The sequence below is a fragment of the Streptomyces sp. NPDC037100 genome, assembly GCF_055606225.1.
Genome location: NZ_JBVJSX010000002.1, coordinates 349895 through 371182 on the forward strand (window position 1 = coordinate 349895; position 21288 = coordinate 371182).

17 protein-coding genes are annotated in these 21288 nt (G+C 72.8%); 11 read left to right on the plus strand and 6 right to left on the minus strand.

What is annotated here, in order from left to right:
- The 5 genes from ACZ7EG_RS06710 (at position 1) to ACZ7EG_RS06730 (ending at position 6123) form a co-directional block, all read left to right on the plus strand.
- Entirely contained in the window at positions 1-1374 is a 1374-nt protein-coding gene (locus ACZ7EG_RS06710; RefSeq protein WP_471073289.1) for a cryptochrome/photolyase family protein, read from the plus strand.
- An 83-nt stretch (positions 1375-1457) separates the two neighbouring features.
- Positions 1458-2600, plus strand: coding sequence for a polyprenyl synthetase family protein (locus ACZ7EG_RS06715; RefSeq protein ID WP_471073292.1), 1143 nt, complete (start codon positions 1458-1460; stop codon positions 2598-2600).
- Complete coding sequence (locus ACZ7EG_RS06720) at positions 2597-4159, plus strand: phytoene desaturase (RefSeq protein WP_471073295.1); 1563 nt, start codon at positions 2597-2599, stop codon at positions 4157-4159. The genes ACZ7EG_RS06715 and ACZ7EG_RS06720 overlap by 4 nt, the downstream gene beginning before the upstream one ends.
- Entirely contained in the window at positions 4146-5126 is a 981-nt protein-coding gene (locus ACZ7EG_RS06725; protein ID WP_471073298.1) for a phytoene/squalene synthase family protein, read from the plus strand. The genes ACZ7EG_RS06720 and ACZ7EG_RS06725 overlap by 14 nt, the downstream gene beginning before the upstream one ends.
- Positions 5119-6123, plus strand: coding sequence for a DUF5914 domain-containing protein (locus ACZ7EG_RS06730; protein ID WP_471073301.1), 1005 nt, complete (start codon positions 5119-5121; stop codon positions 6121-6123). The genes ACZ7EG_RS06725 and ACZ7EG_RS06730 overlap by 8 nt, the downstream gene beginning before the upstream one ends.
- A 325-nt stretch (positions 6124-6448) precedes the next feature.
- Here the strand turns inward: ACZ7EG_RS06730 and ACZ7EG_RS06735 are convergent, their stop codons facing one another.
- The 4 genes from ACZ7EG_RS06735 to ACZ7EG_RS06750 form a co-directional block, all read right to left on the minus strand.
- Positions 6449-8095 (minus strand): FAD-dependent oxidoreductase, encoded by a 1647-nt coding sequence (locus ACZ7EG_RS06735; protein ID WP_471073304.1) that lies wholly within the window; start codon positions 8093-8095, stop codon positions 6449-6451.
- Entirely contained in the window at positions 8092-8823 is a 732-nt protein-coding gene (locus ACZ7EG_RS06740; RefSeq protein WP_471073307.1) for a class I SAM-dependent methyltransferase, read from the minus strand. The genes ACZ7EG_RS06735 and ACZ7EG_RS06740 overlap by 4 nt, the downstream gene beginning before the upstream one ends.
- Positions 8820-10055, minus strand: coding sequence for a lycopene cyclase family protein (locus ACZ7EG_RS06745; RefSeq protein WP_471073310.1), 1236 nt, complete (start codon positions 10053-10055; stop codon positions 8820-8822). Before ACZ7EG_RS06745 ends, ACZ7EG_RS06740 begins: the two co-directional genes overlap by 4 nt.
- Positions 10056-10180: 125 nt before the next feature.
- On the minus strand, positions 10181-11494 hold the full coding sequence (locus ACZ7EG_RS06750) for a MerR family transcriptional regulator (protein WP_471073313.1): 1314 nt from the start codon (positions 11492-11494) through the stop codon (positions 10181-10183).
- 161 nt (positions 11495-11655) lie between these two features.
- Between ACZ7EG_RS06750 and ACZ7EG_RS06755 the strand changes: the two genes are divergently transcribed.
- The 6 genes from ACZ7EG_RS06755 (at position 11656) to ACZ7EG_RS06780 (ending at position 15725) form a co-directional block, all read left to right on the plus strand.
- The gene (locus ACZ7EG_RS06755) at positions 11656-12261 is read left to right on the plus strand and encodes an RNA polymerase sigma factor (protein WP_471073316.1); all 606 of its coding nucleotides are present in this window, start codon (positions 11656-11658) and stop codon (positions 12259-12261) included.
- A 97-nt stretch (positions 12262-12358) separates the two neighbouring features.
- Positions 12359-13186 carry a DUF4397 domain-containing protein gene (locus ACZ7EG_RS06760; protein WP_471073319.1) on the plus strand — a complete coding sequence of 276 codons (828 nt, stop codon included), beginning with the start codon at positions 12359-12361 and terminating at the stop codon, positions 13184-13186.
- Positions 13179-13826 (plus strand): class F sortase, encoded by a 648-nt coding sequence (locus ACZ7EG_RS06765; RefSeq protein ID WP_471073322.1) that lies wholly within the window; start codon positions 13179-13181, stop codon positions 13824-13826. The genes ACZ7EG_RS06760 and ACZ7EG_RS06765 overlap by 8 nt, the downstream gene beginning before the upstream one ends.
- Positions 13814-14209 carry a hypothetical protein gene (locus ACZ7EG_RS06770; RefSeq protein ID WP_471073325.1) on the plus strand — a complete coding sequence of 132 codons (396 nt, stop codon included), beginning with the start codon at positions 13814-13816 and terminating at the stop codon, positions 14207-14209. Before ACZ7EG_RS06765 ends, ACZ7EG_RS06770 begins: the two co-directional genes overlap by 13 nt.
- 65 nt (positions 14210-14274) lie before the next feature.
- Complete coding sequence (locus ACZ7EG_RS06775) at positions 14275-14652, plus strand: effector-associated constant component EACC1 (protein WP_471073328.1); 378 nt, start codon at positions 14275-14277, stop codon at positions 14650-14652.
- The gene (locus ACZ7EG_RS06780; protein ID WP_471073331.1) at positions 14652-15725 is read left to right on the plus strand and encodes a caspase family protein; all 1074 of its coding nucleotides are present in this window, start codon (positions 14652-14654) and stop codon (positions 15723-15725) included. The genes ACZ7EG_RS06775 and ACZ7EG_RS06780 overlap by 1 nt, the downstream gene beginning before the upstream one ends.
- A gap of 31 nt (positions 15726-15756) precedes the next feature.
- Here the strand turns inward: ACZ7EG_RS06780 and ACZ7EG_RS06785 are convergent, their stop codons facing one another.
- Both ACZ7EG_RS06785 and ACZ7EG_RS06790 read right to left on the minus strand, forming a co-directional pair.
- A complete protein-coding gene (locus tag ACZ7EG_RS06785; RefSeq protein ID WP_471073334.1) occupies positions 15757-16860 on the minus strand; it encodes an ATP-binding protein in 1104 nt (367 codons plus the stop codon).
- On the minus strand, positions 16857-21221 hold the full coding sequence (locus ACZ7EG_RS06790) for a hypothetical protein (RefSeq protein WP_471073337.1): 4365 nt from the start codon (positions 21219-21221) through the stop codon (positions 16857-16859). The genes ACZ7EG_RS06785 and ACZ7EG_RS06790 overlap by 4 nt, the downstream gene beginning before the upstream one ends.
- Between the last annotated feature and the right edge of the window lie 67 nt (positions 21222-21288).

The following is a 21288-nucleotide window of genomic DNA, read 5'->3' on the forward strand; positions in this document are numbered from 1 at the left end:
ATGACCGTCGCGGTCGTCCTGTTCACCTCGGACCTGCGTCTGCACGACCATCCGCCCCTGCACGCCGCGCTGAACTCGGCCGACGAGGTGGTGCCCCTGTTCGTCCGCGACCCCGCCGTGCACGCCGCCGGCTTCGACGTGCCCAACCGCGCCGCCTTCCTCGCCGACTGCCTGGCCGACCTCGACACTTCGCTGCGCCGCCTCGGCGGACGGCTGGTGGTGCGCAGCGGGCCGGTCGCCCGCGAGGTCCGCGCGGTCGCCGCCGCGTGCGGTGCCTCGGAGGTGCACATGGCGGCGGGGGTCACCGGCTACGCCCACCGTCGTGAGGAGCGGCTGCGCAAGGAGCTCGAAGCCGACCGGGTCGCGCTGCGGGTGCACGACAGCGTGGTCACCGCCGTCGCGCCGGGGGCCGTGACACCGCTCGGCTCGGACCACTTCGCCGTGTTCACCCCCTACATGCGCCGCTGGTCCAAGGAGCCGCTGCGCGACCTCCTGCCCGTGCCGCGTGCGGTGCGGGTCCCCGGCGCGGCTCGCGGCGAGGAACCGCCGTCCCGCCCGGAGCCGGCGGACCTGTCCCCGGACCTCCCGGCCGGCGGGGAGTCGGCGGGGCGCGACAGGCTCGCGCGGTGGGCGGACACCGGCCTGTCCCGGTACGAGGAACGGCACGACGACCTGGCCGGTGACGCGACCTCACGCCTGTCGCCGTACCTTCACTTCGGGGCGCTCTCGCCGGTGGAGGTCGTCCGGCGGGCCCGCGAGAAGGGCGGCACCGGGGCGGAGGCGTTCGTCCGCCAGTTGTGCTGGCGCGACTTCCACCACCAGGTCCTCGCGGCCCGGCCCGAGGTGTCCGTCCGGGACTACCGCTCCCGGGGCGACCGGTGGCGCGGCGAGGAGGAGGCCGCCGAGGACATCGCCGCGTGGCGGGAGGGCCGCACGGGCTACCCGGTGGTCGACGCGGGCATGCGCCAGTTGCGCCACGAGGGCTGGATGCACAACCGGGCGCGGCTGCTGGTGGCGAGCTTCCTGACCAAGACGCTGTACGTGGACTGGCGGATCGGCGCCCGGCACTTCCTCCGGTACCTGGTGGACGGCGACCTCGTCAACAACCAGCTGAACTGGCAGTGGGTCGCCGGCACCGGCACCGACACCCGCCCCCACCGCGTCCTCAACCCGGTTCTCCAGGGCAAGCGCCACGACCCGGACGGCACCTACGTGCGCCGCTGGGTGCCGGAACTGGCGGACGTCGCCGGCGCCGCGGTGCACGAACCCTGGCGGCTGCCGGACGACCAGCGGACCCTGCTCCGCTATCCGGCGCCGCTCCTCGACCTCGGCGAGGGCCTGGCCCGCTTCCGGCAGGCCCGGGGGCGCGGCTGAGAGCCAGTCACTCGGCGCATCCGAAACACCGGTCCGCGGGGAAGCACTGATGTGCGGAGATCGGAAGCGAGAAGGGGTTGCGCATGCTTGGACCTCGGCCGACCGTGGCCGGACCGGCGGAGACGGACGACGCCCCGCTCACGGCTCCCGGGGCCACGCGTGCCATGGAGGCGGTTCTCGAGCGGGTGCTCGAGGCGCGGCTGCGGCAGGCACGCGACACGGATGCGGTGTTCACCCATGAGATGGCCGAGCGCGTCGCCGCGTTCGTCCGGCGGGGCGGCAAGCGGCTGCGGACGGCGTTCGTGTGGTGCGGCTGGCGGGCCGCCGGCGGGTCCGGCGACGCGGACGCCGTCCTGCGTACGGGGGCCGCCCTCGAACTGCTGCAGGCCTGCGCCCTCATCCACGACGACGTGATGGACGGATCGCCGCTGCGCCGGGGCGGGCCCGCGATGCACGTGGACTTCGCCCACGGGCACCGGGCCGGCCGGGCGAACGGGTCCGCCGAGGTGTTCGGGACGTCGGCGGCCGTACTCGCGGGCGATCTGGCGCTGGCGTGGGCCGACGACCTGCTGACCGGGACGGCGCTCGCCTCGCCGTACGGCCGGCGGCTGTACGACGAGTGGCGGGCCATGCGCACCGAGATGGTCGCCGGGCAGTACCGCGACCTGCGCGCGCAGGCGAGCGGCTCGTCCGGGTCCGAAGAGGCGCTGACCATCGCCGTCCTGAAGAGTGCCCGGTACACGGTCGCGCGGCCCCTGGCGCTCGGTGCGTCGCTGGCCGGTGCGGACGCGCGGACCCTGGCCGCGCTGCGGGCGGCGGGCCGGTGCGCGGGGCTGGCCTTCCAGCTGCGCGACGATCTCCTCGGCGCGTTCGGGGACCCGGCGCTGACCGGCAAACCGGCCGACGAGGACCTGCGCTCCCGCAAGCTGACCCCTCTGCTCGCCGTCGCCGTCCGGCTCGCGGAGGCCGACGGCGACGAGGACGCGGCTACCGTGCTCGCCCCGGACGCGGGCACCCGGCCCGGGCACACCGTCGAGCGGATGCGGGCGGCACTGGAACGGACGGGCGCCCGGGCCGAGGTGGAGTCGAGGATCGCGGAGCTGGCGGCCACCGGTCTGCGGCACTTCGAGGCGACCGGCGCCGCCCCCGCCGTGCGGCGGGAATTCGCCGCCCTGGTCGAGCGGGCCTCGGGCGTCGCCCCGCAGCACACGGAGGAGCTCGTATGAGGACGGTGACGGGCCCGACGGACCATGTCGTCGTGGTCGGCGCCGGCCTGTCCGGACTGGCGTGCGCCCTGCACCTGCTGGGCGCCGGACGGCGGGTCACACTCGTCGAACGGGACCACGGCCCGGGCGGGAGGGCCGGGCGGATCGGGCTCGGCGACTACCTGGTGGACACCGGGCCCACCGTGCTGACGATGCCGCATCTGGCCGACGAGGCGTTCGCGGCGGTCGGCGAGCGTCTCGACCGGCACGTCGAGCTGGTGGCCCTGCACCCCGCCTACCGGGCCGGCTTCGCGGACGGGTCCTCACTCGACGTGCACACCGACGGCGACGCCATGGAGGCGGAGGTGCGGCGCTTCGCCGGACCGGCGGAGGCGGCGGGTTACCGCAGGCTGCGGGAGTGGCTGGAGCGGCTGTACCGGGCGCAGATGCGCCGTTTCATCGACACCAACTTCGACTCGCCGTTCCAGCTCGCGCACCCGGACCTGGCCCGGCTGGCGGCCCTCGGCGGGTTCGGGCGGCTGGACGGCCGGATCGGCCGCTTCCTGTCCGACACCCGCCTGCGCCGGGTCTTCTCCTTCCAGGCCCTGTACGCCGGTGTGGCGCCGGCCCGGGCGCTCGCGGCCTACGCGGTGATCGCCTACATGGACACCGTGGCCGGGGTCTGGTTCCCCAAGGGCGGCATGCACGCGCTGCCCCGGGCGATGGCGGACGTGGCGGCCGGTGCCGGTGCGCAGCTGCGCTGGTCGGCCGAGGTGAGCGCGCTGGAACGCTCCGCCGGACGGGTGCGGGCGGTGCGGCTCGCCTCGGGTGAGCGCATCCCGTGCGACGCGGTGGTGCTGACCTGCGAACTGCCCGCCGCGCACCGGCTCCTGGGCCGGGCACCCCGGCGTCCGGTACCGCTCAGGCACTCGCCGTCCGCGGTGGTCCTGCACGCCGGGACCGACCGCACCTGGCCCCATCTCGCCCACCACACGCTGTCCTTCGGCGCCGCCTGGGAGCGCACCTTCGACGAACTGACCCGCTCGGGAGCGCTGATGAGCGACCCGTCCCTGCTGATCACCCGGCCGACGACGCACGACGCCTCGCTCGCGCCGCCCGGCCGCCACCTCCACTACGTCCTGGCGCCCTGCCCCAACACCGCCGTCGGCCCCTCCGCCACCGCCTGGCGCGACCTCGGCCCGCGGTACCGCGACAGCCTGGTCACCGAGCTGGAACGCCGCGGCCTCGACGGTTTCGCGGACAGCGTCGAGGAGGAACTGCTGGTGACCCCGCTCGACTGGACGGCCCAGGGTCATGCGGCGGGCAGCCCCTTCTCGGTCTCCCACACCTTCGCCCAGACCGGGCCCTTCCGGCCGCGCAACCTCGTCCGCGGGCTGGACAACGTGGTGCTCGCGGGCTGCGGGACCACTCCCGGAGTCGGCGTACCGACCGTGCTCATCAGCGGGAAACTCGCCGCCGCCCGCGTCACCGGGGGCCGTGCCCGAGCGCCCCGGGCCGGGCGGCCTCCGTACCGCCGCCCGCCCACCCCGACCGGAGCAGGTGCCCATGACCCGTCGTGAACTGGACGCCGCCGGGATCACCGACCCCGGCCTGCGCGCCGCCTACAGCCGGTGCCGGCGGCTCAACGCCCGCCACGGCCGGACCTACTTCCTGGCGACGCGCCTGCTGCCGCTGGAACGCCGTACGGCCGTGCACGCGCTGTACGGCTTCGCCCGCTGGGCCGACGACATCGTCGACGACCTGGACCGGCGCCTGACACCCGACGAGCGGGACCTGCTGCTGAAGCGGCTGGAGGGCGACCTCGCGCACGCGCTGCGCACGGGCGGCGGGAGCGAGCCGGTGGTCCGGGCCGTGGCCGACACCGCCGACCGCTACGACATCGAGGTGGACCTGTTCGCCGACTTCCTGGCCTCGATGCGCGCCGACCTGACCGTGACGGACTACCCGACCTACGCCGACCTGCGGGCGTACATGCACGGCTCGGCCGCGGCGATCGGCCTGCAGATGCTGCCCGTGCTCGGCACGGTCGTCCCGCGCGAGGAGGCGGCACCGCACGCGGCGGCCCTCGGCGTGGCGTTCCAGCTGACCAACTTCCTGCGGGACGTGGGCGAGGACCTGGACCGCGGTCGCGTCTACCTGCCGGCGGACCTGCTGGCCGCCCACGGCGTGGACCGGCCGCTCCTGGAGTGGAGCCGGCGCAGCGGCCGCCGCGACCCGCGCATCCGGTCGGCACTGGTCGCGGCCGAGGCCCTGACCAGGGACGTGTACCGGGCCGCGGAACCGGGCATCGCGATGCTCGACCCGCGGGTGCGCCCCTGCATCAGGACCGCCTTCACGCTGTACGGCGGCATCCTCGACGCGATCGCGCGGCACGACTACACCGTGCTGCACCGCCGTGCCGTGGTACCGCGGCGCCGGCGGGCGGTCACCGCCGCGGCCGGTGTCCTGAAGGTGGTCCGCGCGCGGGGGGCGGCGCACGCGGCGGCTCCGGCCGCACCGGAACGGAAGGGGCGAGGTCGTGGCTGACCGAGCGGACAAGACACGCTGGACCTCACCGCTGCGGCGGCGCCGCGGCCCCGGCTGGGCGGAGCAGACGCCCACCTGGCGCGCGGCCCGTCCGGCGCTGATCGCCGACGCCCTCAAACGGGCGTCCGCCCGGCCCTCCGGCAACTGGTTCGTGGTGGGCGCCTCCCGGGACGTGCGCCCCGGCCGCCCCTACGGCAGGACCGTCGGCGGCGTGGAAGTGGTGCTCTGGCGCTCGCCGGCCGGTGAGCTCCGGGCCGGCCCCGGCGCCTGCCCGCACCTCGGTGCCCCGCTGCGGGACAGCCGGGTGGTGTGCGGCACGCTGGTGTGCCACTGGCACGGACTGGCCCTGGACGGCTCCGCGTTCGCCGGCTGGCAGCCCTACCCGGCCCACGACGACGGGGTGCTGGTGTGGGTACGGCTGGACGCGGTGGGCGGTGAGGAGCCGACGGAGCGGCCCGCGGTCCCGGCCCGGCCCGAACAGGGCAGCGGGGTGGACGCCGTGTTCACGACGGTCGGACGGTGCGAACCGCAGGACGTGGTGGCCAACCGGCTCGATCCGTGGCACGGGTCCTGGTTCCACCCGTACTCCTTCGTCGACCTGACGGTCGTGAGGGAGCCGCGGGGCGACGAGGACGACGCCTTCGAGGTCGATGTCTCCTTCCGGGTGGCGGGCCGTCTGGTGGTACCCGTGCGGGCCGAGTTCACCGCGCCGGAGCCGCGTACCGTCGTCATGCGCATCACCGACGGCGAGGGCGCCACGTCCGTGGTGGAGACCCATGCCACGCCGCTGACCGCCGCGGACGCCGAGCAGCCGCGGACGGCCGTGATCGAGGCGGTCGTCGCCGTTTCGGAGCGAGGCGGTTTCGCGTTGGCCCGCGCCGCCGCCCCCGTGCTGCGTCCCCTGATGCGGCAGACGGCCGGACGCCTGTGGCGCGACGACCTCGCCTACGCCGAGAGGCGCTGGGAGTTGCGCAGCACCGGGCGCTTTCCCGGGTGACGGGAACCCGGGTGCGCGGTACCGGGCGTTGCCCCGGGTGACGTGAACCCGGGTGCGCGGCACCGGGCGTTGCCCCCGTGACGTGAACCCGGGTGCGCGGCACCGGGCGTTGCCCCCGTGACGTGAACCCGGGTGTGCGGCACCGGGCGTTACCCCGGGTGTATTGACCCCGTCGGACGGGCCTGCGCGGAGCGGCCCGGGCCCGTCCGGCGGCCCGGCCTCACCGGGGGCACCGGGATCACCGGGGGTACCAGGATCACCGGGGCGCCGGGCTCACCGGGTCACCGGGTCACCGAGGTCACCGAGGTCACCGAGGTCACCGAGGTCACCGGCGTGCCGGACGTCCCGCGAGTGCGCCGAGTGCCCGCAGCAGCGGGGAGCGGCCCGCCCGTGGCACGGTCCACAGCACCTGGCCGCGGACGCCCCACCCGGCGAGCAGGGCGTTGGACGCCAGGAAGCCCGTGGTGGCGGCGCGCTCCATCAGGGCCACGGGCAGGTCGCAGCGGAGGCCGTCGCCGGCCAGCGTCAGCCACTGGTGCGGGGTCCTCACCGTGGGGCGCCGGTGGTGGGTGCCGACCGGGAAGAGCGGGCAGTCCGAGCGCCACTCGTGCCGGACGTCGACGACCCGCGCCCGGCCGGTCTCCGGGTACACCCTGCGCAACTGCCCGAGCAGCGCGTCCTGCACGGCCCCGGGGTCCGTACCGGGGGTGACGGCGTAGGCGTGGAGTTCCACCACGGAACCCCCGTGCTTCGCGGCCCACCGGGCGGCCTCGCCCTCGTAGCGTTCCAGGACGCTGATGTTGTCGAGGCCGTCGTAGCCGCTGGTGCCGAGGAAGCCGGGGCGGTCGGCGCGGACCGGCCGGTCGAGCCAGAGCCGCGACACGAGGAACGGCGGGGCGGTGCGCAGGGCGGCGATGCCGTCGCGCCAGGGGGCGGTGCCCAGGCCGGGCGAGGCGGCGACGACCCGGCGCAGTCCCCCGGTGTCGAGGGCGAGCACCACCGCGTCGTGCCGGTCGGCGCCGGTGCCGGTGCGCACCTCGGCTCCGCCGGTGCCGACGGGGTCGACGCCGTCGACGGGGGTGCCGGTGCGGACGGTCACGCCGAGCCGCCGGAGGTAGTCGCCGAGCGGCTCCCACAGGGCCTGCGGGAAGGGCTCGTCGGGCACGTCGAAGAGCAGCCCCTCCGAGGAGCCGAGGAAGTAGATGTGGAACATCAGCATCAGTTCGGCGGCGGAGAGTTCGCGCGGGTCGGCGAAGAAGCTGCGCGAGAACACCTCGAAGGCCAGGTGGTGCGCGGCCTCGGGGAAGCGGACGCGTTCCAGGAAGGCGGTCGCGCTGAGGTCGTCGAAGCGTGTGTACACGTCGGGCACCCGCACGTCCGTCAGCGGCAGTGCCGCCCGGGCGTCCAGGGCGGTGAGGTCGCGCCAGCCGAAGGTGGGGCTGAGGGCGACGAAGCCGAGGGCGCTCAGCGGCGGGGTGCGCGGGACGCGGGCGAAGCTGTCGGTCAGTCCGCCGCTGTGCCGCAGGGGGTAGTCGGGCAGGGGGGTGAGGCGGGCGAGGGCGGGGTCGGTGCGCCGCAGCAGGCCGCGCAGGTTGTAGTACTGCCGGAAGAAGGCGTGGAAGCCGCGGCTCATGGTCACCTCGGAGCCGTCGGCCAGCCGGGTGCGGTACCCGGCGAGGCGGCCGCCGAGGGAGTCCTCGCGTTCGTAGAGGGTCACCCGGGCACCGCGTTCGGCCAGTCCGGTGGCCGCGGCGAGTCCGGCGATGCCGCCGCCCACCACGGCGACGGACGGTGCGTCCCCGGGCGCGAACCGGTCCCGGCCGGGCGCGGGCAGCAGGACCTCGGCCTTGCGGTCCCGGCCGCGCCGGGCGGCCGGGCGGGTGCTCGTCGAGCGGCTCTTCGGTGTGCTCTTCGGGGGAATGATCGGGGGACTCGTCCGGGGACTGATCGGGGGACTCGTCCGGGGACTCATCGGGTGGCCTCCCCTGCCGCGGCTGATGCGTTGCGGGCGACGAACGTGTGCGTGATGCCGGTCTGCCATCCGGCCAGGGGCAGGGCCCGCGCGCCCGTGAACCCGGCCCGTGTCAGCCGCCCGGTGAAGTCGGAAGCCGTGTCGAAGTCGAGGACGCTGTGCCACAGGTGCCGGTACAGGACACGGTCACCGGTGAGCGTGCCCGCCGGGATGATCACCCCCTGGCACACGGCCGTCCACAGCGCCCGGTGCGCGGGAGAGCCACCGAGGCTGTACTCGTGGACGGCGAGGCGCCCGCCCGGCCGCAGCAGTCCGCGCACCGTGCCGAGGACGCCGTCCGGGTCGGAGACGTTGCGGAACAGGTAGGCGGCGAAGACCGCGTCGAAAGGTCCTTCGCCGGCCGTGGCCAGTTCCTCGGCGCTCAGGTGCAGGAAGCGCACGGTGTCGGGCCAGGGCTTGGTCCGTGCCCGCCGCAGCATGCCGGCGGAGGCGTCCACCGCGGTGATCCGCGCACGGGGTGCGGCCCGCAGCAGGGCCCGGGTGGAGGCGCCGGTGCCGCAGCCCAGGTCGAGCAGGTGCAGCCCGGCCCCGTCCTCCGGGAGCCTCAGCCGGCGGGCCGAGCGCAGCAGGTCGGCGCGGTAGCCCGGGTTGAGGCCGGTGAGGCGGTCGTAGGTGCGGGACGCGTGGTCGAAGGCGCGTGCCAGGTCGCGGTCGCGCAACTGGGTCATCGGGGGTTCTCTCCGGTTCCTGGGGCGGGGTGGGTGCGGCGGGGCAGGAAGGGCACTTCGAGCGCGGTGCGCAGCATCGGGCCCACCGGGGTGCGCAGGCCGATGCCCCACTCCTCCCGGAGCGAGGTGCCGCCGTCGAGGAAGCGCAGCAGGCGGTGCGTCGGGGTCCGGCGGAAGAGACCGGTGAAGAACGCGGGGCCGTCGATCCGGCCGGTGTCCAGGGCCCGCAGCAGCACCGCGTCCATGGCGAGCGCCCGCCGCCCGTGCGGCGCGGGTACGACGGCGCGGCCGCCTTGCAGGGCGGCGGCGACGGCCCGGCTGTGCCGCTGTACGGCGGCGAAGGTGTAGCCGGTGGCGGGGCGGGTGGCGCCCCCCGCCGTCCCGATGCGGAAGACGGCCGTACCGGCCCGCCGGGGGAAGCGGGCGTCGGTCATGGGGATGACGCCCTGCTCGGCCGTCTCCACGGCGAACTCGCCCAGGCGCAGGACCTCACGGGCGTAGTGACCGAGCGCCGCCTCGTACGCCGATGTCGTCAGCGGGCTCCGGGAGAACTCGGTGTACTCGACGAGCGCCCGGTCCGGGGCCAGCGGCAGGACGTAGCCGAAGGCGAGGCCGTGCCGCGGCTGGGGCACCCGGAAGTCCATGAGGTCGGCGACCGCCGGTTCGAACCGGTCGGTGCGGGTGCGCACGAACCAGCCACGGAAGTGCTGCAGCAACTGTGTCCGGGCCGGCGGCAGGGCGCGCAGGGGCCGCGAGTCGAACACGAGCCCGGCGCGCAGGGTCAGTGTCCGGCCGCCGGGTGCCGTGCAGCGGACCTCGGCGCCCCCGGGTACGTCGCGCACCGTGTCCGCGGTCGCGCGCACCAGCCGTCCCGCGGGAGAGCGCGCCAGCCGCGCGTGCACCAGCCGTTCGAACGCCGTGGAGCGCACCATGCGGTAGCGGGCGGGGGCGGGATCGACGGTGAGGGGGCTGCCGTCGGAGTCGTGCACCCGCAGCAGGGGCCAGGTGGCGGCCACCGCTTCACCGAAGCCGTCGTCGCCGTCGTCGCCGTCGTCGGCGCCTTGGTCCCAGTAGCACCAGGTCCGCTCCGCCGGGCGCGCGGGGCCGTCCGGCGGCTCCACCACGGTCACGGACGCGACGGCGGTCTCGACCAGCCGGTACGCGAGACTGAGGCCCGCGGCACCGCCCCCGAGAATCACCACGTCCGGCGCGCCGACAGGCCCCTGGCTCACCGGGCCCACCACACGCCGCCCATCTCCGCACCCCGCTCCCGGCCACCTCGTCGACTGTGTTCTGTCCGTTCACCGCTTCTGTCCGGCGGCCGTGTTCGGATGCAGTCGGACGCAGTCGGCCGGGGTCACCGCGACACGACCGACTCCAGAAGGGCGACGGCGTCGGCCAGCCCCGTCGGACGCGGCAGTCCGGCAATGGTCCGGCCGGCCCAGCCGGGCCCTATCGTCAGGACGACCGGCTTGCGGCGGGCACCGCGCACCCCCCACTCCATCGCGGCCACGTGCTGGGCCAGCGGCCGGCTTGCGGTCGTCCGGGACTGCGCCCACAGCCCCACCGCCGCGGGCCCCGTTCTGCGGACGGCCGTGACGAGGGACTCCACGGGCAGGGCGCCGCCGAACATCCGCACCGGCAGACCACGTTCGGCCAGTGCGGCCGCCAGCACCTCCAGGGGGAGAGTGTGGTGCTCCCCCGGCACACAGGCGAGCACGACGGTCGCGCCCGGGCGGTCGGGGGCCGCGGGCGGGGCGCCCCGCCGCAGTGCGCCGGAGACGTGCCAGGACAGGAAGTGCTCGACCTCGACGTACTTCTCACCCGAGCTCTCCCACTTGCGGCCGACCGCCTGGAGGGTCGGCATGATCACCTCGGTCCAGGCGGCGACCAGCCCGTGCTCGGCGATCGCGGACTGGAGCAGGTCGTCCAGAGCGGGGGCGTCGAGGCGCAGTGCGGCACGGGCGATGCCCTTGCATTCCTGACGCACATCACCGAGGCGCAGCCCGCTGCCCGCGCGGCTGCGGGTGGGGGTGCGGGTGCGGGTGCGGATGCGATCCGACGGTCGCGGTGGTGTGTCGGCGGGCGGCCGGGCCGGGACCGCCGGTCCCGGTGACGCCCCGGCGACCCGTCGGCCCGGGGTCGGGATCGCTTCCGGGGGCGCTGGGTCAGCCGGCCCGGCCGGGTCCGCCTCCTGCGCCGCTTGAGCGGCCCGACCGACGGGGTCCTCCGCCTGCGTCGCTCGAGAGCCGAGGCCCGCGGAAGCCGGCGCCTGCGTCGCTCGAGAGCCCCGGCCCGCAGAAGCCGGCGCCTGCGTCGCTCCAGGGGCCAGACCCCCGGAAGCCGGCGCCTGCGTCGCTCCGGCGGCCAGACCCACCGGAGTCGCCTCCTGCGTCGTTTCGCCGAGGACCGCGCGGGCCGCCTCGGCGGGCGGTATCCCGGTCGCCGTCAGGGCGCACAACCGCTCCAGCCGGGCCACGTCCGCCGGGGTCCACCGCCGGTGGCGGCCACCGGTGTGCGCCTCGGGTCCGAGACCGTAGCGGCGGTCCCACGTGCGGACCGTGGTGGGCGCCACCCCCAGCCGCCTGGCCACCTCGCCGGTGGTGAGTCCGCCACCGGGCGGTCCGCCCTCGCGTCCGCGGCGTTCGCTGTCCCGTTCGTGTGCACCCATACCCCCGACTGTACGACGCACAAACGACGCATGTTGAACCGCGTCGTTTGCGCACCGAACACTGGCCTGGAGCGCACGGGCGCGGCTCACACAGCGCGACCGGTGCGGTTCGGCAGACGGCCTTCCGTCCCCGCACGACGCACTGCAGGAGGAACCAGGCCATGATCACGAACACGCGACTCACCGCCCCCACCGCACCCGCGGAGGAAACGCGGTACGAGGAGGAGCTGGCCCGTGGCCTCGTCGCCGCCGACGAGGAGGCGTTCGCCGCGATCTACCGGCGCTGGGGCGCGCTCGTCCACACCATGGCCACCCGACTGCTCGGTGACACCCACGAGGCGGAGGACGTGACCCAGCAGGTCTTCCTCGGCGCCTGGCACGGCCGGGCGGGCTTCCGCCCCGAGCGGGGTCCGCTCGGGGCGTGGCTGGTCGGCATCACGCGCCGCAAGATCGTGGACGCGCTGGCGGCCCGGACACGACGGCTGACGCTCATCGACTCCGCCGGCCGCGACGCGGACACCACCGGCCCCGACGAGGAGGCACCGGACCGTGTCCTGGACCGGGTGCTGCTGGTCGACGCCATGGCCCGGCTGCCGCGCCACCAGCGGGAGGTGCTGTGCATGGCCTTCTACGAGGACCTGACCCAGGCGCAGATCGCGGAGCGGACCGGGATGCCCCTGGGGACCGTCAAGAGTCACGCCCGTCGCGGCCTGCACCGGCTGCGCACGGTGATCGAGCAGCCCTCGGCCGCCGACGCGGATCTGTAGCGGTGCCGCCGTACGCGCATCCGCGACGGCCCCCACACCCGAAAACAGGACCGAGACTCCGCACCGTACGGAGACTCCGTTCGAAGGGATGATTCCCATGACCTCGCACACCCGCATCGCCATCGCCGCCTCGGCCGGAGCCTGCGCCCTGGCCCTCGGCGTTTCCGCCCCCGCCCTGGCCGAACAGCAGGACCAGGCCATGGTGTCCGTCTTCCACGGCATCCCCGGCATGACCGTGGACGTGTACGCCAACGGCGACGAACTGATCGGCGACTTCAAGCCCGGCACGGTGACGGACCCCAAGTCCCTCGACGCCGGAACCTACGACATCAAGATCTTCGAAGCGGGCAAGGACCCCGGCGGAACTCCGGCCCTGGAGAAGAAGATCGAGGTGCCCGAGGGCGCGAACGCCACGGTCGCCGCCCACCTCTCCGCCGACGGCAAACCGCAGTTGACGGCCTTCACCAACGACGTCTCCCAGGTGGATGCCGGCAAGGCCCGTCTGACCGTCCGCCATGTCGCGGCAGCCCCGGCCGTCGACGTCCGGGCCGGCGGACAGCCCGTCTTCAGCAACCTGACCAACCCCAAGGAGGACACCGCCGAGGTCGACGCGGGCACCCTCAACACCGATGTGGTGCTCGCCGGTACGGACACCGTGGCCATCGGCCCGGCCGACCTGAAGCTCGGCGAAGGCACGAGCAACGTCGTCTACGCCTGGGGCAGCGCCGACGACAAGAACCTGGCCCTGGCGACCCAGACGTTCAGCGGAATGGCGTCCTCGCCGCGCGGCGTTCCCGCGGGCGGCGACGGTGCCGCCGTCGCACCGAACTCCACCGACCTGAACCCGGCCTGGGCCGCCGGGGCCGGAGTGGTCGCGGTGGCGGGCGTGCTGATGGCCCGCCGGGTCGCCCGCCGACGTGACTGACCGTACGCGACGGCTGACGGGACCGATGCTGGCGGCTGCCGCTCTGGCAGCCGCCCTCGGTCTTCCGGCCCGGCCGTCGCAACCGGCCGCGCCGGCCCCCGACTTCACGACCGCACCCTCCGGGCGGACGGCAGGCTCGACGACGAAGGCGGCACCGAGCACGGCACCGGCCCCGCCGCCCCGCCGCGTCCTGCTGCCCGACGTGGGCGTCGACGCCCGGGTCGCTCCGGTCGGCGTGACGGACCGTGGGGACATGACCGTCCCCGACGACCCGTCCGTGGCCGGCTGGTACCGCTACGGTCCGGCGCCCGGCAGCACTTCGGGTTCGGCGGTGCTCGTCGGACACGTGGACAGCGACACCGGGGCCATCGGCGAATTCGCCGAGCTGTACGACGTACGGCGCGGGGATCGCGTGGAGGTGCGGCGGACCGGGGCGGAACCGGTGCGGTACCGCGTCGTCTCACGCGTCACCGTCCCCAAGGACGAGCTGCCGCCCTCGGCGTTCCGCCGCACCGGCGCCCCGGCCCTCACGCTCATCACGTGCGCGCCCCCGTTCGTTCCCGAGCGGGGCGGATACCTGTCCAACCTCGTCGTCACGGCGGAGCCCGTGAAGTCCGGGAGGGCGCAGTGGCCCACGTAGAGCCCACGCACCTGGTGGAACTGGCGCTGCGCAACGCCACCCCGACCGAGGTCGACACCGTGGCCCTGCGTCACGTCGAACAGTGCGCCCGTTGCCGCGACGAACTCCGCATGCTGACCCGCGTGGTGGCGGCGGCCCGCACCGCGCACCTGGTGGACCTGCCGACAGCACCCCCGGAACGCGTCTGGCAGCGGATCAGCAGAAACCTCTCCCCCGAAACGAACACTCCCGAGCCGCCCCCGCACACCCCGGACCACAGGAAGCGAGCTCTCCTCGCCCTACTCGCTCTCGCCGCCGCCGTCGGCGGTGCAGCCGTCGCCCACCGGTGCCTGCACGCGCGCTCGCGTTCCGGGCTGCTCCCAGAGGCCCCGCATTGCGGGTGACAAACCATTACACTCCGCGAAGTGCCCGCATTCTCCGGGGCACTTGACGACCCGCGGGGGGCGACATGGAACTGACGATTCAGACCGACAACGGTGCCGGCACCGATCTCTACCGCTGGCTGCTGGAAGACCCCGAAGCGGCCGCCTATGCGTCCGGGGCCACACCCGCGGACATGGATCCGGCCGGCGGCGAGATGGGGGTCGGCTTCGACGTCCTCAATCTGGTGATCCCGAACGTCATCGCTCTCAGCAGCCTCGTAGTGTCGATCGCGACCTACCGCCTCCAAGCCCAGCAGAGCACGGGTACAGCGCCCAGCGTGAGCGTCAGCCAGGCAGGCGTGGTGGTCGTCGTGGAGGGGGACGGCAGCGAGGCGGTGCGTCAGCTCACCCAGGCGGTCGATACCTCACAGGCGTCTTCCGGGGTGACTCCCACCACCCCGTGATGCCTTCACGGCTGCCCGACCCCACGGCCTCCCGCGCTGTGCTCGTCGGTGTGTCCCGGTACTCGGCGATGCCTGAGAACAGGCAGCTGCCCGCAGTGAGGAACAATCTCCAGCGGTTGGCGACGCTCCTCAGCGACCCGCGGATCTGGGGCCTGCCTCCCGAGTGCTGCGCGGTCCTGCACCAGCCCGACGACGCCGACTCCGTGATCAGCGCGCTGCAGACGGCAGCCCGGGAAGCGACGGCGTCGCTGCTCTTCTACTACGCCGGCCACGGGCTCACCGACCCCCTCACCGACGACGAACTGCACCTGGCCCTGCCGAACAGCCGCGAGCCGGCGGGCATCCACCTCGCCCTGCGCTACCAGAACGTACGTGCCGAGTTCCTGCGCGCCGCGGCGGTGCCGCAGAAGGTGGTGATCCTCGACTGCTGCTGGAGCGGCAAGGCCCTGAAGGGCGCCACCATGGGTACGGACGATCTCGCGGCCGTCGCGGCGGTCAAGGGCACCGCTGTGCTCACCGCCTGTGCGTCCACCGCCAAAGCACTTTCCCCTGCTGGTGAGGCCTGCACCGCGTTCACTGGGGCCCTGGCACAGATTCTGTACGAGGGAATTCGCGGGGGGCCCCGCGAACTCGACATCGCAACCCTCTTCCAAAGCCTGGACAGTCGGCTCGGCAGCGAGAACCGGCCCCGTCCGCAGCTCGCCACCTCGGGATCCGGCTCGGGCCTCGTGCTGGCGATGAACACCTGGCAGGAGCCCGCCCGAGCGGCGGAATCGCAGCACGTCGGGGCTCCCCCCGTACCGGATGCCGTACGGCCGCCCATGCCGGACGACGAGCACACGCGCCGGCGCGTTCGGGAACTGCTGCGCACCGGCCGCTACGAGGCAGCGCAGGAGTTGCGACTGAGCCTTGCTGAGGCAGGGGACATCAGCGCGGTCCGGGATGTGGTGGCCCAGCTCCGGCGCGAGGGGCACTACCGGTCCGCTGCCCAACTGGAACGGGCTGTCCCCGGCAGCGAGGCGGCACAGCAGGTACTGCGGTGGCTGCGGCAGGGCAGCCTTCGGGAGCTCTGAGCCGCTTCGGACGCGGCTCTCCCTCGCGATGTCACGCCCCGTTCATCGCGGATATCTGGATGTAATGGGAGAACTCCCGGGAGAACAGGGCGGCTGACCCCATTGACGACGACACAACACCCATCTGCTTCAGTCGGTTCAGCTCCAAGGACGCGGGCTCGGCGGCCGTGCCGACGGCAAGCCTCCTCAGTAGTGCCGTGGCGCGCCCTTCGCTGTCCGCCTCGATGTTCTGCCGCAGCTGGGCGAACTGTGTGTCAAAGGTGGGGGCCTCGTACTCGTACGCCGCCTTCACATCCAGCCCACCCGTGGCCTGGTGGATGTCTACGATCCGGTTGCAGAGCAGCTCCAGAAGGAAAGGGTGGAGCCCGGTGCAGGCGATGATCTCTTCACGTACGGAGGCCAGTCCGATGCCGACGCCCGCGGCGCGGGCCAGCATCAGATCCGCCTCCTCATCGGTGAACATGCCGACGTAGCGGCGAGTGGCCACTACACCGCCCAGGATCGAACCCCCCGCGGCATCGACTTCAATGGACTCGATATCCCGCCGGGAAATGGTGATCAGTCCCAAGGAGAACGCCGGATCACTCGCCAGATTGCGCAGCAGCTGGAACTCCGCCAGCCGTGTGAACGTGGTCGAGGCCCGGTCGAACTCGTCGAGCACGGCAAGGACGTAGTACCCGTTCCTGCACAGGGCCTTGAAGAAGTCCCGTATCGCTTCTCGCAGGTCGCTCCAACCCCCGTCCTGTTGAACCGCGGCGTTGATCGCGTCCAGTGCGTTCGGCGCACCCGTCTCACGACACTCGCCGCGCTCACGGAACTCCTCCATCACCTGCCGGGCCATCGACCGGAACATGTCCGCCCCGGAATCGTGTGTGCCGACGTCGAGCCACACGGTGATCAAGTCGGTTCGTCGCGCGGAGGACGACTCCAGCGCCCGCCGCACCAGGCTGGTCTTGCCGGTGCGGTGGTATCCGAGCACGCGTGCGTTCGACGGACGACCGGGCTCCTGCCAGGCGTTCTGTATCAGGCGCACCAGGCTGCCTCGGCCGACGAAGCGGTCGCCCTCGGCCACCATGCCGACCTGGCGATACGGATTGGCCGGGACGGGGGCCTCGCCGGCCACGGGCGCCGTCACGAGGCACCTGCCTTCGAGCTCGCTCCGAGATACTTGAGGAGCCATTCCTGGTAGAGACGGACCACGATCTGGTAGGCGCCGGACTCACGGCGCACCACGTCGCGCAGGACGAGGTCGTCGAGCAGCTCCTCCAGTTGCTCGCCCCGGTACTCCTCGCGGATCGCCGCCAGCGTGGCCGGTTGGTTGCGGGACGCCCGGGCCACTGCCAGCAGGACGGGCTGATACTGCTCGCTCGTGAAAGCCTCCGGGTCTGTGTAGCCGGGTGACTCGAGGTTGTCGAAGTCCTCGCGCGTCAGCCTGCCGAGGAACTCGTCACGGACCCGTTCGACATCCGCCTCCGTCACCACCGGCGCCCGCTCGGAATTCATGTACTCGACGAGATACGAGCAGAAACGCTGGATGTAGAAGGCGCTTCCACCGGTCAGCTCGATGATCTGGCCGACTGCGTGTTCGCGGTATCTGCTGGTGGTCCGGCCCCCCTCCTCGATGCGGATCGGATTTTCGATCAGGGCGCGCGCGGCTGGCTCTGCGAGGTATGTCACGCGTTCCTTGTGGAACACCCCGAAGACGTTGGGGTCCTGCTGGATCAACCGGTCAAGGGCGTCCTGGCCAACGATCACCAGATGGAAGAGCCGCCGCTCGATGAGAGCCTTGAACGCCTGCATGAAGGACGGCGAAAGCAGCTCCATCCTGATCCACCGGTCGATGTACTGGAACTCGTCGATCAGCACGATCAGCGGTGGTGGGGTGCCCTGAATAGCCTCCCGGTGCCGCTCGATGTACTTGGCGCAGTCATGGACCGGTTCTTCGCTGGTGAGGAATTCCTTGCGGGTGAGTCCGTCGGGAATCAACGGCGCTGAAACACCGACCGGCTCGTCGAGCTGTGTCAGCGCGTCGTGGGCGCCCTCCAGGATGCGCCACATCAGCAGAGCCAGCAGGCGGGTTCCGGTCAGGTCGTCGGACTCCGGGGAGAGGTCTCCGATGTTGCCCACGTTGACGATCGGCAGGCCGTCCGCTTTCAGCCGCTGCGCCAGATGATGGGCGATGGAAGACTTCCCGGCCCGCTTCTGGCCGTAGATCGCCATGCCTACCCCGGGTGAGGAGACCTCCCGCAGGCCGGTGCGAATCCGCTCTATCAGTTCGTCCCTGCCGAAGAACATCTTCGGGTCGATCACCGGACGTCCCGTGGCACCGTCCTGGAACGGATTGAAGATGGGCTCGAACTCCTCCTCGCGCGCCAGCCGGACCGGCAACGTGGCCTCGAACGTCGCGTAGACGGCACTGGAACGCCTTCGGTACCGAAGGGTCACCGGCAGGGAGAAGGCACCCGCGGCGAAGCCCTTGTCGGTGACACGTAGTTTGACCTGCTCGATCCGGTGGTCGCCGCCGCGGACTGCCGTCGGAAGCTGCACCTTCGACTCCCCGACGGAGAACAGATCGACGTCGGCCCCCACAGTCAGCTCCGGGGACTCCAGCGGTGCCATCCCGACCGCGTTCGCCACCTTGATCTGGACGGTGACGACACCGTTCTGGCCTCCACTGCTCTCCTCCAGCGCCAGGCTCAGTTCCGGCTGGGGCGTCTGCGTGTCGAGCAGATTCTGCTGGGTCTCGGCGACGAGAGCCCGGATCCGCGCCGCAACCGGCTCGACGAGCCCGACGGCGAGGCTGGTCGGACCGCGTCGAATGTCCGCGCTGAGCGCCCGGGCCTTCTGGTCGGCGAGCCGCAGGCAGCTCTCCCGCTCTTCGAAGGAGCGCTCGTTGATGAACCTCCGGAGCTCGAACAGGGCCTCCTCGATCCGGCCGAGGGCCTCGCTCAGGGACGGTGAAGTCAGCGTGTCCCGGTCCCGAAGCCGGTCGAGCGCCGACTCCAGATCGTTCTCCGACATCGACAGTTGCTGCAGTTCGGCCATGCTGTGTTCCAGCCTTCGGCGGTCCCGCGTCCACTTGTCGCTGGCCTGCTGCCATGCCTCACGCACCGCATGCTGGTCCGGCCGGGACCGTTCGGGGCCCTCGGCGAGGCGCAGATGTACGGCCGCCGCAGCAAGCAGATCGGGCTTCGAGCACATGGCGTCCAGCACCAGATCCCGGGCCACGCTGGTATCCGCGAAGAGGGGAGGGATCAGCGAGAAGATCACCTTGGGGTCGTGCTGGCGGATCCCGTCCCAGAGAACCCGAGCGACTTCGTCCCGCAGGGAGGTTCCTTCGTCCCGGTCCCGGTCCCGGTCCCGGTCCCGGTGCCGGGTCGGCGCGGCGCGGCGGCCCTTCGGTGAGCGGAGGTAACCGAGCAGCGCCGATCTGACGTCCGGGGTGAGCTCGCCGTCGTCCCGCTCGTCCGCCACGGCCAGTGCGGCGCAGTACAGGTCCTGGGCCGACTCGTACTCCTGCCGGTCGAGGACGATGCCGGCCAGCGTGGTCAGCCCCAGGTACAGATACCGCTGCGCTCCTTCCTCGCCCACTTCCTTCGCGAGCACCGCGGCCGAGATGTACGCCTGCGCGCTGTTGACCGGCTGCTTGCCGCTCATCTGACGTGCCGTCTCCGCGATGACGTTCAGGTCGCTCCGGGTGACCGGGCGCTGCGTACGTTCCCGCTCCTCCTTCGTCCGCGCGGCGAGCTCCGAATAGTTCTGCATCACGAAGGTGACGAGCGGTGGGGTCGAGTCGACGAATCGCGGAACCTCTTCCAGCAGTCGCTCCACCCAGCCGGGGTCGGTGCCGGCGTCCCCGCTCTGTCGCAGGGCGTCGATCTGACGCAGGATCCGGACGGATCGGTCGTCCGTGTGATGACCGATCAGTTTCTCGGCTTCCTCCAGGTCCTCGGAAGCCCCGCGCCGGACGAGTGCCAGTGCCATTCCGCGCTGCGCGTTCTGGTTGTCCGGGGACATCTGAAGCAGCATGCGCCATTCGGCCGTGGAGTCCTGGCCGTGGGCAAGTTTCACGTACGCGATCTGGTGACAGAGGTGGTGGCGCCTGCTGCTGGTGAGGTCGGTCCGCTGGAATTGACGGTCCAGTACCTCAAGCGCCTCCGCATAGCGCTTCGCGCCTATGTAGAAGTCGGTGAGGATGTTGTCGAGGGCGTGGCCGGGCTCGATCATGCCCTGGCACTCCTGCTCTATGACACGCAGTGCGGCTTCGGCGCCGTCCACACGCCGAGTCAGCCAGGCCAAATCCTTGGCGGCGCTCTCTCGCTTCACGTTCTGCTTGATCGCCTGGCGGTAGGCGGCCTTCGCCTCTTCCAGGTTCTTCTCACGGTGTTCCAGGTACTTGGCGCGCTGGTAGGGGTTCTCCGAGCGCCGCTGCCCGCCGGACCGCACCGTCGTCGGCTCGGTCCTGCCCCGTGTGTCACCGGCCAGGGGCCGGGGCCTGTTCCTCGGCACGGGCTCCGGAGGGACCACACGCCGGGCGGCCAGGGCCGGCACGGCACCTGGTGGCCGCGGAGCCGGTACTGTCGCCGGCGAGGCGCCGCCGAGCGCGGCGCGCACCGTCTCACGCGCGGCCTCGCTGTGCGCGGGAGAGCCGATGAGTTCCCCCAACTGCCCCCGGCCGCCGTACGCGTCGAGCAGGCCGAGCAGAGCTTGCCAGACCTCGGGGTCGTCATCGGGGGCCACCTCGTGGAAGTACCGCAGCAAGGCGAACCTGGCGGTCTCCGCATCGTCCCGATGAGCAGCGCTGACGGCCATCAGCCGCCGCGCCTGCACATCGTCCGCCTCCGCCTGGATGAGGAAGTGGTGTGCCGAATCGGCGTCACCCTTGAGAAGCGCCAAGGCCCCGACCAGGCGCGTGACTTCGGGGTTGCCCCGCTCCACGTTCCACAGGTGTCTGGCTTTGGCGTACACCCGCGCGACCCGACCGAAGCGCGGATCGAGTTCACCGATCTTCTCGGCGTTGAGGTACGAGTTCCGGATCCGCTCCAGCTCCTTGCGGTTCTCCGGACTGACGTAGACGTCCATGTCGAGCGGGCCGACCGGCAGTTGGGTGACGGCGGCGAGCGCCTCGGCACGCGACACCGAGTTCTCCCTGCCTAACCCCGCGGGCGCAACCGGCTGCGGTTCGTGCGCCCGAGGAGCGGGCGCAGCATCCACCGACACAGCCACGACCTGCGCCGGGGGCGCTTGCTCGGTAAGCGTCTGAACGCTGGACCCAGGGGCGCCGGCCGTGGCAAGGACGGGCTGTGCGGTGGATCCCGGCTTGATGAGTGCCACCGTTTGCAGCGCCACCGCGATGGCCTGCCCCTCGGGCGTGCGCAGGTTCAGGCGGGTGAGCGTCAGCCCCTCAAGAACGCCCTCGAAGCGGTCCCCGGTGAGCAGCATGATCTCGACGGGGTCTCCGACCCGGGCCACCGACTGGATGTCATCCGCGTCCACGCCGATCCTCCTGCACCGGCCTCGCTCTGTCCTACCGTCGGCGAATGACCGGCCTGCTCGCGACGGT